Source organism: Paenibacillus sp. N22P23 (genome assembly GCF_059383735.1).
This window is the reverse complement of sequence record NZ_JBXENT010000001.1, coordinates 1833354-1846914: the sequence shown is the minus strand read 5'-3', so window position 1 is coordinate 1846914 and position 13561 is coordinate 1833354. Positions and strand designations below refer to the sequence as shown.

The 13561-nt window shown below is 48.8% G+C and carries 12 protein-coding genes; 9 read left to right on the top strand and 3 right to left on the bottom strand.

Features of this window, described 5'->3' with window-relative positions; translation table 11 throughout:
• Positions 1-6 precede the first annotated feature (6 nt).
• Complete coding sequence (locus AC506A_RS08715) at positions 7-795, bottom strand: hypothetical protein (RefSeq protein WP_495460545.1); 789 nt, start codon at positions 793-795, stop codon at positions 7-9.
• A 139-nt stretch (positions 796-934) separates the two neighbouring features.
• Between AC506A_RS08715 and AC506A_RS08710 the strand changes: the two genes are divergently transcribed.
• Together AC506A_RS08710 and AC506A_RS08705 are read left to right on the top strand one after the other, a co-directional pair.
• Positions 935-1675 carry a GNAT family N-acetyltransferase gene (locus tag AC506A_RS08710; protein ID WP_495460544.1) on the top strand — a complete coding sequence of 247 codons (741 nt, stop codon included), beginning with the start codon at positions 935-937 and terminating at the stop codon, positions 1673-1675.
• A gap of 21 nt (positions 1676-1696) precedes the next feature.
• Positions 1697-2122, top strand: a complete 426-nt coding sequence (locus tag AC506A_RS08705; protein ID WP_495460543.1) for a DUF1284 domain-containing protein — start codon at positions 1697-1699, stop codon at positions 2120-2122.
• 42 nt (positions 2123-2164) lie between these two features.
• On the opposite strand, the gene AC506A_RS08700 is transcribed toward AC506A_RS08705, so the two are convergent.
• Positions 2165-3052, bottom strand: coding sequence for a LysR family transcriptional regulator (locus AC506A_RS08700; RefSeq protein WP_495460542.1), 888 nt, complete (start codon positions 3050-3052; stop codon positions 2165-2167).
• 106 nt (positions 3053-3158) lie between these two features.
• Between AC506A_RS08700 and AC506A_RS08695 the strand changes: the two genes are divergently transcribed.
• The 5 genes from AC506A_RS08695 (at position 3159) to AC506A_RS08675 (ending at position 9018) form a co-directional block, all read left to right on the top strand.
• Positions 3159-4439, top strand: a complete 1281-nt coding sequence (locus tag AC506A_RS08695) for an adenylosuccinate synthase (protein WP_495460541.1) — start codon at positions 3159-3161, stop codon at positions 4437-4439.
• Positions 4432-5031: a phytanoyl-CoA dioxygenase family protein gene (locus AC506A_RS08690; RefSeq protein ID WP_495461004.1), complete on the top strand. Its 600-nt coding sequence runs from the start codon at positions 4432-4434 to the stop codon at positions 5029-5031. Before AC506A_RS08695 ends, AC506A_RS08690 begins: the two co-directional genes overlap by 8 nt.
• A 50-nt stretch (positions 5032-5081) precedes the next feature.
• Positions 5082-5975 carry a cation diffusion facilitator family transporter gene (locus AC506A_RS08685; RefSeq protein WP_495460540.1) on the top strand — a complete coding sequence of 298 codons (894 nt, stop codon included), beginning with the start codon at positions 5082-5084 and terminating at the stop codon, positions 5973-5975.
• A 135-nt stretch (positions 5976-6110) separates the two neighbouring features.
• Positions 6111-7223, top strand: a complete 1113-nt coding sequence (locus tag AC506A_RS08680; protein WP_495460539.1) for a stalk domain-containing protein — start codon at positions 6111-6113, stop codon at positions 7221-7223.
• A gap of 124 nt (positions 7224-7347) precedes the next feature.
• Entirely contained in the window at positions 7348-9018 is a 1671-nt protein-coding gene (locus tag AC506A_RS08675) for an ABC transporter permease family protein (protein ID WP_495460538.1), read from the top strand.
• A 65-nt stretch (positions 9019-9083) separates the two neighbouring features.
• Here the strand turns inward: AC506A_RS08675 and AC506A_RS08670 are convergent, their stop codons facing one another.
• The gene (locus AC506A_RS08670) at positions 9084-9914 is read right to left on the bottom strand and encodes an AraC family transcriptional regulator (protein WP_495460537.1); all 831 of its coding nucleotides are present in this window, start codon (positions 9912-9914) and stop codon (positions 9084-9086) included.
• Between the two features lie 180 nt (positions 9915-10094).
• Here AC506A_RS08670 and AC506A_RS08665 point away from each other — a divergent pair, with 180 nt between their 5' ends.
• Both AC506A_RS08665 and AC506A_RS08660 read left to right on the top strand, forming a co-directional pair.
• Positions 10095-11486: a HEAT repeat domain-containing protein gene (locus AC506A_RS08665; protein ID WP_495460536.1), complete on the top strand. Its 1392-nt coding sequence runs from the start codon at positions 10095-10097 to the stop codon at positions 11484-11486.
• A gap of 554 nt (positions 11487-12040) precedes the next feature.
• Positions 12041-13498: an amidase family protein gene (locus tag AC506A_RS08660; RefSeq protein WP_495460535.1), complete on the top strand. Its 1458-nt coding sequence runs from the start codon at positions 12041-12043 to the stop codon at positions 13496-13498.
• Positions 13499-13561: the final 63 nt, after the last annotated feature.

The following is a 13561-nucleotide window of genomic DNA, read 5'->3' as shown; positions in this document are numbered from 1 at the left end:
GCTCGATTAGGATTCTTCCTTCGTAATTTTGCCGGGATTGTTGATCTTATAGGCGACGGGATGTTTCGTTAGTTTCTTGGCGACGATTTTGCATTCGAACGTGATGATGTCGCCAACTTCAAGCTCTAGTTTCTTCAGCGTATTGCTATGACTGGACCAGGCTGCGCCTAGTTCAAGGGCTGGCTCTGCGATCGACACTTCCTCGTAAATGACAACCTCGTCATCCGTATCAGAGAAGTTGTTCGGAACGGTTGTAAATTCCTTGACCGTCGCTCTCATCTTCACTTTCTCTTCAGGGAGCTCCAGCTTCGGCGCCTTCTCTTTCTTTGCTTTCTCTTTCTTCGCAGGTTTTTCCTCTGACTTGGCGGGGCTCTCGGCTGCGGGCTCTTCAACAGCCAATGCGGCTGCTACCACTACAGTTGCTGCTTCCGGCGTATCTTTCAACTCTACTTCAACAGCTTGATCGGTAATTGCTGCTGCTGCTGGGACATCTTCCGCTTCACCAGCTTCATCTTCTGCTGCTGTCGTCTGTCTCTGTCCGAAGCTTCCCGTTTGCATCTCCTTCAAGTAGGAAGGATGAATGCAATGCTGTTTGTCATCCAGCTCTAGGACGGCTGTCATTTTATCAACATAGCCGACAATAGAGCAGACGGTATGAACGCCGTTATTTTTATAGAGAAATGGTTTGGATTTGGAGGCTTTCTCGGAGAGCAGGCCCCATTCTTTCAATTTCTGTATTTGCTCTTCTTCATTCTCGAAGGGAGTATATGTACTAGGTGCGATTAGCTGTGCCATCTTTATCTCCGCCTTTCTAAGTGGATGCTTGTCTCATTTTAACATTTATTATGAGTAGGATGAAGTGAAGAATTATTGAATAATTAACCACTATGTTGTATATTTATACTTATTTCGCCGAAAGGAGCCTTCATAACCAATGAACAAAATAGTAGAAGAATTGACGCTCAATGCCTGGCCATCGTTGCAGACGGTCGTTTATGACGGATGGCTGCTCCGGTTTGCTGCAGGCTATACGAAACGGTCCAATTCCGTATCCGCACTTTACACCGGCGATGAACACCAATTAGAAGAACGAATTGCAGCATGCGAAACAATGTACGACAGCGCAGGTCTGGATACGATTTTCAAAATAACGCCTTTCGGCCCTGCAGCCTTGGATCAAAATCTGGAGCGTCGCGGGTATGCCATCGCAGACCCATCCCGTGTTATGATAATAGAAAGCTTAGCCGATGTGCCAGTACCGGAGTTGCCGGGAGTAATCATTGAAGATGTGATGAGCGAAACGTGGCTTGAAACGATGTGCGAGATGAATCGGTTAACAGGAACGAATAAGCAGCTCGCAGCTCAAATCATAACAAGCTCGAAACAGCAGCAAGGCTTTTTCACATTAGTAGTAAACAATGAGCCGGTCGCCTGTGGGCTAGGTGTACTAGAACGAGGCTACATAGGTTTGTATGATATCGTAACAGCGGAAGCGCATCGCAATCAGGGGTATGGGGAGCAGATGATCCGTCATATGCTTCATTGGGCGAGAGAGAATGGGGCTGCGAAGGGGTATTTGCTTGTCGTCCAGAGCAATGGGCCTGCGAATCGCTTGAATCGGAAGCTGAACTATCAAGAGAGCTATTCGTACTGGTATCGGGTCAAGAATAGGTAAGCCTTGTTGAGGTGGGATAAAATGACGATTCAATTACGTGGGCATCATTTATTATGTTTATTAGGTTTTCGAGGGATGGGGTATTCAGCGGACTTCGCAGAGAATATGACGATCGTGTACAACAAGCTGCGAGATGAGCCTGATTCACGTATTACCATTGTCAAAGGTCCTGACGATTTATGCGCGTGCTTCCCGTCAGATGTGGAGCCGCATTGTCATAATGATTCCGTTGCGAAACATGATGAACGGATCTTGCAAAAGCTTAGCTTTACCTACGATATGGAATTGCGCTGGTCGGACGTCGTTGATCGCGTAAGGGCAAACGTAGTTCCGGAAGATATTAATACGCTGTGTTATACCTGCCAGTGGCGGAGCTACGGTGTTTGCGAAGCAGGGGTTCGATTAATTAAACAAGGGGAGTGGCTTCCACCGCTTCCGCCAAAATGAAAGCCGCCTAAGACGGTTCTTGCAACCGTTAGGTGGCTTTTTTTATGTTAAGGGCAGTAAGGTTAGAAACCGTTTGGATGCCGCCGAAAGCGGTACGCCTCGTAATGTACCGATACCGATGTAGCGCTCCGGCAACGGTGGTTGAAGCGGGATCTCTACCAGCTCGCCGGAAGCCAGTTCAGGCTCGATATAGTTACGGATAACGAAGGCAAGCCCGAACCCTCGGATTGCGAATTGCAAGAGCAGATCAATACTGCCGAGCTCAAGCTCCGGCTGCAGCTGGATGCCTTGCTCGGCAGCCCATTCGCTGAGATGGCGTCTTGTACTGCCTCCAGGCTCTAACATTAAGAGTGGATACTGGTGCAGCTCTTGTAAGGCAAGCGGCGAAGAACTCGCTAAATCGGCGTACTTCTTGCTGCCTACCAAACAGTCCTGTTGGGGGAGACTTCGCTTTATATCGATTTTGGCATTGTCAGCCGGCAGATTAATAATGCCGAAATCGATCTTGCCATCGGTTAACAAGTCAATCGTTTCCGGGGTAGTCCGATTGGTGACATGGATGCGAACTTGCGGAAATTGCTCATGAAACTGCTCCAAGTAAGGCATTAGATAATGCTTGCATAATGTATCGCTCGCCCCGATTCGGATTTCTCCGCTCTCTAGGTCATGCATCTCCGCGATTCGCTTCTCGCCTGCTTCCATGAAGCTGAACGCCTGCTCGATATAACGAAATAACACATCACCTTCTGCTGTCAGAATAACGCCTTTAGCTGAACGGAAGAATAGCTGGCCGCCGAGTGCGCCTTCCAGCTGCTTGATAATATGGCTTACTGCGGGCTGCGTAATATGCAGCTTCTCCGCAGCGCGTGACAGACTGCCTGTCTTGGCTGTCCAATAGAAGCTTCGATACCATTCCGAATTAATAGTCATTCGTTCACCTAATATCTGATATAAGTAATATCAATTATTTTGATGCGAGTAGTTCCATTATAATCAAATTTGCAAGGAAGGATCAACATTTGGGAGGCGTGGCTCTATGACGGTAACGGCCATTGTAGGTGCAAATTGGGGAGATGAAGGCAAGGGGAAGCTAACTGACGTGCTGGCAGCGCAGTCTTCGTATGTCGTTCGTTTTCAAGGGGGCAGCAACGCAGGTCATACGATCATTAACAGCTATGGGAAATTTGCTTTGCACATGCTGCCATCCGGTGTGTTTTATCCGAATGTGACGAATGTAATCGGCCCAGGCACAGCTGTTGATGTGAACGTGCTGATGCGAGAAATCGAAGAGCTGCAAGTGCGTGGTGTGCCGAAACCGAAAGTGGTCGTTTCAGAGCGGGCGCAGGTTGTGGTGCCGATCCATGTACAATTCGATGAACTAGAAGAAGATCGACTTGGTGAGCACAGCTTCGGTTCGACGAGACGCGGAATCGCGCCTTTCTATGCGGATAAGTACGCGAAGCTGGGCATTCAAGCAGCAGAGCTGTTCGATAAGGATCGTCTTTATCGGCGCTTGGAGCAGATGCTCGCAGCAAAGAACGTCACACTGCAGCACTTATATGGGCATCAGCCTGTGAAAGCAGATGATTTCATCTTGGAGCTCATGACGTATGGAGAGAAGCTTCGTCCTTATCTGGCGGATACGACAACCATGCTGCATGAAGCATGGATGAGAGGCGAGTCCATTCTGGTCGAAGGTCAACTTGGTGCCCTCCGTGATCCCGATCATGGTATCTATCCGTATTCGACATCCTCTTCTACCTTATCCGGTTTTGCAGCTGTAGGTGCTGGAATTCCGCCTTACGCAATCGGCCATGTCATTGCGGTTACGAAAGCTTACTCCAGCTGTGTAGGTGCTGGACCGTTTGTTACTGAACTAAGCGGGGAAGAAGCGCAGGAGCTGCGGCTCCGCGGCGGGGATGCAGGCGAGTTCGGCGCGACAACCGGGCGCCCGAGACGTGTTGGCTGGTTTGACGCTGTTGCGACAAAGTATGGCTGCATGGTGCAAGGTGCAACGGAAGCCGCGCTTACTAACCTCGATGTGCTCGGCTACCTGGAACAAATTCCGGTCTGTACCGGTTACCTGCTGGCAGATGGAACGATGACAGAGCGGTTTCCCGTTACGTCGCAGCTTGAACATGCCAAGCCGATTTGGACGTCGCTGCCCGGCTGGAAGTGCTCGATATCGGAAGCGAGAACCTTTGACGAGCTGCCGCATGAGGCGCAGGAGTATGTCCATTTTGTAGAAACTTCGATTGGTGTTCGTGTGTCGACCGTGTCCGTGGGGCCGCGCAGAGAGCAGTTAATTCATCGTTAAACGGAGAAAAGCTGACAAGCTGCAGGAATACTATTGTTGTTCGACGCTGCTTGGTGAGGACTACAATTATTTGACGAGTGCTGGCAATAAATATGTCGGAGACACGGGCTGGCATTCCGCCACCTCGATAGATAAGCGTTGGCCGGGTAATCTCAAGAGCCTCAATGTAGCCTTCTACTTAGATCCGGTAACGAAGGAAACAGGTGCGCTGCGAGTCATTCCGGGCAGCCATTATATCGGTGATCAGTTCACCGAAATCCTGAAGGAACAGATTCATACGGCAGATATGCAGGCACAGTGGGGAATAGGTCGCTCGGATCTTCCGGCTGTACCTCTCGATATTAGGCCTGGGGACTTGCTCGGTTTTAACAATTATATGAAACATGCAGCTTTTGGCGGGGGGAACGCAGTGAAAGGATGCGCCATCTGCGACAAATTCAAGAGAATCAAGCACATCTGCCTGAGCTCGCCAGACAAGCGAAAGCAGCAGCAGGCCAGCAATAATCGCTTCATGCAAAACAGGCTTTTCCGACTAATTCGGAAGAGCCTGTTTTACGTTCTGTACCTTGCGTTTGAATGTCATAAAGTGTAATATCTCCATTATTATGAACTAAGGCAGAAGAGGGGAATGAAGAGGGACGCATGGATAGCAAAGCATCAATCGTCGCGATGTGGATCTCTCTGATCAGCAATGTGCTTCTGACTGGTATTAAGTTAATTGTCGGGATCTTGTTTCAGAGTCAGGTTCTCATTGCGGACGGGATTCACAATGCCGGCGACGTTATTGCAACCGCTACAGCGTACAGCTCGATGCGCGTTTCGGGCAAGCCGCCGGATGAGGATCATCCTTACGGACATGGCAAGGCTGAGGTGCTTGGAGCGGGAATCGTTGCTTTTATCCTCATAGCAGCAGCATTATATATGGGGTATCATGCCGTTCTCACGTTCTTCGAGCCGCCGACAGAAGCGCATCTTATCGCACTTGCCGCAGCGATTGTTTCACTGATTGCCAAGCAAATCCTATATATGTATACGATGCGTATAGGTAAGGAATCGAAGAGTAAGGCGATGCTCGCTACAGCGTACGACCATTTAGCAGATGTCTATGCATCCTTGGCGGCTACAGTCGGGATTGGTCTTGGCTGGGTGGGTGAGAAGTTTGATATTAGCTGGCTCAGCTATGGAGATCCCGCCGCAGGGGTCATCGTATCGCTGCTTGTATTGAAGCTTGGGATCGATATGGCTCGTGAGACAGCAGATGTCTTGATGGACAAGAGTCTAAGTCCGGAGAAAATCGAGGATATTACGGAACATTTGCGCGAGGTTCCCGAAGTGAAACGCATTGATCGACTGCGCGCGAGAGAGCATGGCCACTACGTATTGGTGGATGCCAGGGTTGCGGTTCTCGGGACGCTTACCATACAAGAAGGACATGATATCATTAGAACCATTAAGAAGAAATTGATGGACGCACATCCGGAAGTAGATGAAGTGTTGGTCCATTTAAATCCATGGTATGAGGATGATCATAATTAAGCTTGCTCCGGTCTGGATGATAGCGTCCAGATCGTTTTTTATTTTTTATTGCAACCTTTCTGTAGGTAGGCACGTCTGAGAGAACATGTAGGGCCCTACAACCAATAGAATAGATCGCGAAGGGAGCACGAAATAATGAATAAGAAGAAACTCATCATTGTAGCAACGATAGCGGGGCTACTTGGAACAACAGCAGCGGTAGAGGCATCCGGTTTTATGAAGAAAGTGAATGGATTCCTCCGCGGTGACATTGATGTTACTGTAGACGGAAAAGCAACTTCCTTGGAGCCCGTTTTTATTAATGGTCAAGCCTATCTCCCAGCACGCGCCGAAGCGGCAGCGCTAGGTTACGAGCTGCACTATAACGCAAGAACCAAGGTTCTGGAACTGACATCTAAAAATCAACCGGAGGAAGGCGAATCCAATTTGATTCATGTGTCCGGCATTATCGAAGATGTTCGTCCTACTCAAGACGGTTCCGTTCAGATCAGCGTACTTGGCAGAGGCCAAAACAATTGGATCGTACTTACTGTCGATAAAGAAACCGTACTTACGAATCAAGAAGGCAAGCCATTCGCTGCTAAAGATTTGAAAGCAGGCTTGGAGCTTACATCTGAATACGGCCCAATCGTGGCGATGAGCTACCCAGGTCAGTCGCATGCTGTGAAGGTTGTAGTTGGAACAGAGCGCTTGGTTAAAGAAGATGTTATTCAATCCGTTGAGAAAACAACCGATGGCTGGCAAGTTAAATTCGGTGACGGAAAAGAAACAACGCTTGTACTTAACTCCGGTAAAGAAACAACAATTCGTGATAACGAGCGTCAACCGCTGGAATGGTCTGCTTTGAAAGCTGGCATGAAAGTTCGTGCTTACTATGGTCCTGCAATGACGAAGAGCCTTCCGCCAATCAGCCCGCTTCACTTCCTGGTAGTGTCAGAGCAATCTGCCGCATTGTCCCCAGCGCAAGTAACTGAATATCGCGAGCTTGCTTGGAAACAGCTTTCCGATGATCAGAAGAAGCATGTGGTAACGAAGAAAGACGAAGCAGAAGTAACAATCGTTCCTGCTTCCGATGCAGCACTCTTCCCGCAAGATGGAAAGAAGAAAGCATACGAGGATTATGTAGCTAAGAAAGGCAACGTAGTTCTTGTTACTTATAAAACAGACGATGACCAACTTCTTGGGCCGCTAACACTGGGCTTTAGCTCCGATACCAAAGAATACTTCGGTAACCGTATTCGCAGATAGTTGTTATAGAGAAGAGGATTGTTCCAAAGTCACCGGAAGGTGACAGAGGGACAATCCTCTTTTTTATCGAATAGAAGGGGAGAGGATAAATAAGAAGGATAACAATTAGGAGGAAGTCATCGCCATGCTGCAGAGAATTTGGAAGTACCGGATGCATTATTTGCTCGTCATCCCGCCTTTACTGCTTTGGTTTATTTTCAAAGGGATTCCATTCTTCATGATGTTGTACGGCTCATTCGTCAATTTCGTGATCTATAAGGGGCTGTTCAGCAGTGAATGGGTCGGGCTGGCGAATTTCCGCCATGTATTCAACCTGCCTGCATTTACATCCGTACTTAGCAATACGTTATCCATGAAGCTCGCTTATACGGCCGTCAGCGGTATCTTCGCACTAGCTGCATCACTCGCTCTTAGCAGCATTAAGTTCAGCAGACTCAGAAGCGGTCTAACTACCTTGCTTCTGATGCCCTATTTCATCCCATCTGCGATTATCGGCTATATCACGATGCTCACGTTATCCCAAAGCCGTTCTCCGTTTGGGATCCATTCCATGCCGCTCGCCCATGCGGAGCTGTTTCCAACTGTACTTGTTGCAGTCGAAGTGCTCAAAACCTGCGGCATTCCTATTCTCATCGCGCTTACGGCGATTAGCGCAAGACAAGCGGCGATGGATGGCGGAAGCATTCGAATCCGCAGTACATACTTGCACCGTAATGTCATCCCCGCAATGAAGGCGGTTACTGCTTTCATGCTAATGCAGCTTGGCTCGATTCTCACGTTGGATTCGGAGCTGCAGCGACTGCTCGTCAATCCGCTCGTATTTGAGGCAGGGGATACGTTGGATAGCTTTGGCTTCCGAACCGTGTTTATGAATGGCGAATTCAACATGGCTGGTCCGCTGGCAGTATTTCAGTTTATCGTTCAGTTTACTTGCTCATTGCTTGCGTACTTTCTCATTCGAGGGCTGTTCGCACGTGATATGTTCACTTCATCTAGCGGCGTTGCTTCCATCCAATCATCCGGAAAAGGGAAAAATATCGCCGGCATCCTTATCAGCGTCGTGCTTACCTCTGCTGTATTGATCATGCTGTACTTACTGTTCATTTATCCGTTCGCTTTCCAATTGTCCGGAACCGCACTGCATACGCTGCTTTCTCCTTATCGCTATGTGCTTTACATCGTCATGGACTTGGGGGCAGTCACCATCTTCATGATAATTACGGCGGCGCTTGCTTTCCCGCTGACCGTCAAGGATCTACCGGGCAGGGGGCTGTATAAGCTCATACTGCTGGCTTTGCTGACCATCAGCAGCTCGACGTTTCATGAATATTTGTTTTATCGAAACTTATATATGAGCAATACGATATTTCCGTTATTCTTCACGGGATTCTTCTCGATTCTGCCCATCTTCATCTTGAAGAGTATCTTTAACAGCAAATATAGCAGTCGCAGGGAAGAAGCGGCAGCATCCGGCCGAGGAGAGACGTTCATCTTCTTCAACGTGTATATACCTTCCATCTGGAAGCCGCTTCTTGCACTCGGAGCCCTTCATTTCGTCATGCTGTGGGGCTCGTTCACGCAGTCTCTCATCCACCTGACGAATCCGCAGACGTTTCCGCCGCTCATGACGTTTGTTAACGCGATGAACGAGATCGGCGAAGCCGGACCCGTATATTCGCAGGCCGACCTGCTCCTCTCTGGTGCCCTAATATCGCTGCCGACGCTGCTCATCTTACTGCTTATGCGCAGATGGCTGACAGGCGAGGTAATGGTATCTACAATGAAGAATCTATAGCTTAATAAAAAAAGGCGATCCGATTTGCAGCTTCAAACCTGCAGCGGAACGCCTTTTTGTTTTATTTACGTATGGAGCGTACGATATTCCGTCGGGCTTTGCCCGGTTTCTTTGCGGAAAAATTTGGCGAAATGGTTCGTTTCCTTGAATCCGATCTGATCGGCAATTTCCTTTATGCTCTGCGTCGTGCTCGACAATAAGATTTTCGCTTTATCAACTCGCTTGCGGCTGACGTATTTGAGCGGCGGCACTCCAAAATGTTTCTTGAAATAAGCGATAAAATAATTCGGATGCAGATGAGCCGCCTTCGCCATATCCTCGATACGCAAATGGCCGGCCATATGGATGTCGATATACTCCTGAATGAATTGAATTCGTTTCAGATCCTCAGAGCGATGCTGCAAAATCGTGATCGGTACATGCTCCAAATACCGCGCTATAATCTCCAGCATAATCGATTTCTCGCGCAGCCGTGAGATGACCGAATCGCTTTGGCGCAGGCTGACAAGCAGCTTGAACAATGCGGTCATTTCTTCTTGATCGGCAAGTCCAATGCGCAGCGGTACGCCGATCCATTGGAATAAGTCGAAGGGTCCGATTGATGCCGTGAAGTGGCACCAATATTTCAGGAAAGGCTTCTTACCTTTGATAATGGAATAGGATTGTTTCGTGAAAGCAGGCATCAAGCAGATCTCACCTGGTGATGGAAGCATCTCCTGATTGTCTACCTTCAGCCAGCCTTCTCCATCTACTATGTAATAGAGCTTATTATATTCTGGCACGTAATCCATATCGACCCATTCGGTGTTCACTTGTGTTTTGTGAGCGGTGATGACGTCGATTTGAAGCGCGCGCAAGAGATCGGTTAAGGCATGATCTGCACGTAATATCGTCATTGGAAGTCTCCCAGCAGTTAGGCATTTGAATGATTTTCTCTTATCATAGAGCATTTGGACGGTTCATGAAACCGCAATCTTAGTTTTAGCACCTTCATTCTTATTTCTAGCCATTACATCGCAAGCAGCATCCTCCTATAATCAAGTTGAAGAAGTAATCCTATAGGAGGCACGACCGAAATGACGACTACGCAACCACTTTTGTTGACGGATGAACAAATCAAATCGTTTATTACAGATGGCTTTCTTATTTTGAAAACGGATTTTCCGCGTGAATTTCACGAGCGTTTAGTCGATCAACTAAATACGATTTATGATACAGAAGGCAATCCGGGCAACAACATTTTGCCGCGGATCCGCGATTTACAGCGCGTGTTTGAGAACCCGGTTATCACGGGGGCGCTGACAAGCGTGCTTGGCCCGAACTATTTGCTCCATACGCACAGACATGGTCATTATAACTCCGTACCAAAGCCGGGCGGCTGGCATAAAGACAGCTACTGGGGTTATAACCGTCTGCGCAACCATCACCCATGGTGGGCGATGATTATGTACTTCCCGCAAGATACGCCAATTGAGCTTGGGCCAACAGGTGTTATGCCGGGTACGCAATATCAAGACAGACGCAACTTTGAATCCGATGAAATGGCAGAGGAAGCTACTGCTAACGGAGAAGCAGGTACATTCGCGCTGATCCATTACGATATTTGGCATCGTTCGACGCCGAACTTGATCGGTAAGCCGCGCTTCATGTTGAAATTCGAATTCATGCGTACCGAAGCTCCGCAATCGCCGACTTGGAACAATCAAGAGCAGTCCTGGGCAGCTGTTGCAGGGGATGAAAGCAGCAATCCGCTCGCAGAAGAGATTTGGAACTGGATGTCCGGCCGCAGCGCGGCACTGGCCAATTCCAAACCAGCTGATGCGGCAGAAATTGCCGGCCTCTCCGCACGTTTGAGCGGAAGCGACGAACCGGATGCACTGAATGCAGCTTACGAGCTTGCAACCAGAGGAGAAGCGGGCATTCAAGCTTTGCTAGGTGCGCTTGAGCAAGAGAAGAAGATTTCCCGTGTCGCTTCATATGGATTATCCGTAGCCGGTGAGGGAGCTGTTGAAGGATTGCTGCAAGCACTTCGCGCCGAGAATGAAGACGTGGTGAACCATGCCATCTTTGCTCTGTCTGAGCTCAGAGGTTTCGCTGATCGGGCAGTGTCTCACATAGCTGCTCAATTGGATCATCCATCCGCGAAGATAAGACGTACTGCAGTTGATGCGCTTGGTATTATCAGCGCAGATGCAAGTCTTGTTGTTCCTGCATTAATCAAAGGCTTGCAGGATGAAGATACACAGGTTCGTTTCACAGCAGGACTCTCGCTAGTCCGAATCGGTCCGAATGCTGCAGCTGCCGTTCCAGCTCTTGCAGAGCAATTGACGCATGAGAACCGCTATGTTCGCGGCCATGCCCTGGAAGCGCTGCGTTATATCGGCACGCAAGAAGCACATGAAGTGCTGATACAGGAGCTGTTCAATACACGCTGGTGCTCGGATACAACGCCTGCGAGCACGTTCTAAATCATTGAGCAAAACTCCCTCGCAAGAGGGAGTTTTTTTGACTGGCCTAGATAGTCTCGGGCAGCCTTTTTTTGTCTATGCTTCATGTAAAAACTTTAACGGTTGTCAGCGTGGCTATTTTATGGAAATAAGCCTTTTTGAAATTCTAACGGTTGTGACAGACGTTATTTGCAGCAAATTGGTCGATTTCTAGTGGAAAACGTTCCAATAAGAAAGCTGGCAACCGTTAGAATATAAGAAGGGTGAATTTATGCCAAATAACCACTGTCACAACCGTTAAAGTAAGGAATGCGATAAAACACGCGCTCATGGCGGAAGTGAAGAACATATAGAAGTTTGCTCTCGTGCCGTGCCGGAAGCAAAAAAACGACGTTGTATCAAACGTGGGTTTCTCGACACACGGTAAAAAAATCCCTCGAAACATACAGCCTAGGTGCGGTAAACTACCGAATCTAGGCTTTTTTATTTCCCACAAGTTTCATAGCGATCATGTACAATAGAACTAGATTGTGTGTGAATGGCGTTTATCCATAGCTAATCCGGAGGGGAAGAAGATGAGCATAGAAATCGTAGAAGCAACCATAGCCGATATGCAGGCTGCGATGAAACAAGGTGAAATTTCCTCCAGAGATTTAGTTCTGCTCTATATGGAGCGCATTGCTGATCATGACAAGAATGGCCTCACCATCAATTCTGTGCTCGAACTTAATCCGGATGCGTTGTTTATCGCGGATGCCTTGGACGCCGAGCGGGCATTTCGCGGGTCAAGAGGACCGCTGCACGGTATCCCCATTCTGCTGAAGGACAACATTAATACCGGTGACAAAATGCATACAAGCGCAGGTTCGCTCGCGCTTGCTAGCCTCTATGCCGGAGAAGATGCCTTCATCGTGAAGCAGCTTCGTGAAGCAGGCGCAGTCATTCTAGGCAAAGCGAACATGACCGAGTTTGCGAACTTCATGACAGAAGGGATGCCCTCTGGATACAGCTCGCGAGGCGGACAAGTACTGAATGCGTACAATATTTCGGCGCCAACCGGTGGATCGAGCTCTGGTTCAGGGGTAGCGGTCTCATGCAATTTCTGCATGGCAGCGATCGGCACGGAGACGTCGGGCTCCATCATTAATCCGGCCAATTTAAGCTCAACCGTAGGAATCAAGCCGACTGTCGGACTAGTTAGCCGTACAGGCATTCTCCCGCTCTCCAATAGTCAGGACACGGCCGGCCCAATGGCTCGAACGGTTACCGATGCTGTCGTTTTGTTGGACGCGCTTGTGCAAGTTGACGAGGCGGATCCGGCAATGGGCAGCAGTTTAGGGAAACGTCAAACGAGCTATGCTCCGTTTCTTCAATTGGGCGGACTGGAAGGGGCTCGAATCGGTGTCCCGCGCGATTATTATTTTGAAGAGCTAACGCCGGAGCAGCTGGACATCTTCGATCAAGCTCTCCAAACGATGCGGGAGCTTGGGGCCGAAATTATCGATCCTGCCAACATCCCAACAGCAAGGGAAATCGCATACTCCTCTGTCATCTTAAATGAGTTCAAAGCTTCTCTTCATGCGTATTTGTCCGCGCTGCCTCAAGGTGCGCCGGTACACTCATTGGCTGATATCATCGCATTCAATGAAGCGCATCCGGAGGAAACGTTGAAATACGGCCAATCCTTACTGCTTCTCGCTGAAAATAACACTTCCGGCACATTAACGGAGACCCAGTATTTAAAGGATCGTCTAACGGATCTTCGCCTTTGCCAGGTTGAAGGCATCGATGCCGCCATAAACGAGCATCGGCTTGATGCATTGCTGTTTCCCGCAGACTTTGGCTCGCGCATAACGGCTCGGGCCGGTTATCCATCCATTATTGTCCCGGCTGGCTATACGACTGCCGGTGTCCCGTTTGGCGTTACCTTCTCAGGCAAAGCTTACAGCGAACCAAAACTGATCCAATTGGCATATGCCTATGAGCAGCGCAGCAAAGTGCGCAGGGCACCTTCACTAAAAAGCTTTATATAGGGTTGTAAGAGGGGCTGTCTCAAAAGTACTGTTGGCGACTTTTGAGATGGTCTCTTTTTGTTG

Bases quoted from the DNA above. Each gene is read 5' to 3' on its own strand.
- AC506A_RS08680 (WP_495460539.1), top strand. From the start codon at position 6,111: ATGAATAAGAAGAAACTCATCATTGTAGCAACGATAGCGGGGCTACTT.
- AC506A_RS08660 (WP_495460535.1), top strand. From the start codon at position 12,041: ATGAGCATAGAAATCGTAGAAGCAACCATAGCCGATATGCAGGCTGCG.
- AC506A_RS08665 (WP_495460536.1), top strand. From the start codon at position 10,095: ATGACGACTACGCAACCACTTTTGTTGACGGATGAACAAATCAAATCG.
- AC506A_RS08675 (WP_495460538.1), top strand. From the start codon at position 7,348: ATGCTGCAGAGAATTTGGAAGTACCGGATGCATTATTTGCTCGTCATC.
- AC506A_RS08700 (WP_495460542.1), bottom strand. From the start codon at position 3,052: ATGACTATTAATTCGGAATGGTATCGAAGCTTCTATTGGACAGCCAAG.
- AC506A_RS08710 (WP_495460544.1), top strand. From the start codon at position 935: ATGAACAAAATAGTAGAAGAATTGACGCTCAATGCCTGGCCATCGTTG.
- AC506A_RS08685 (WP_495460540.1), top strand. From the start codon at position 5,082: ATGGATAGCAAAGCATCAATCGTCGCGATGTGGATCTCTCTGATCAGC.
- AC506A_RS08695 (WP_495460541.1), top strand. From the start codon at position 3,159: ATGACGGTAACGGCCATTGTAGGTGCAAATTGGGGAGATGAAGGCAAG.
- AC506A_RS08705 (WP_495460543.1), top strand. From the start codon at position 1,697: ATGACGATTCAATTACGTGGGCATCATTTATTATGTTTATTAGGTTTT.
- AC506A_RS08715 (WP_495460545.1), bottom strand. From the start codon at position 795: ATGGCACAGCTAATCGCACCTAGTACATATACTCCCTTCGAGAATGAA.
- AC506A_RS08670 (WP_495460537.1), bottom strand. From the start codon at position 9,914: ATGACGATATTACGTGCAGATCATGCCTTAACCGATCTCTTGCGCGCG.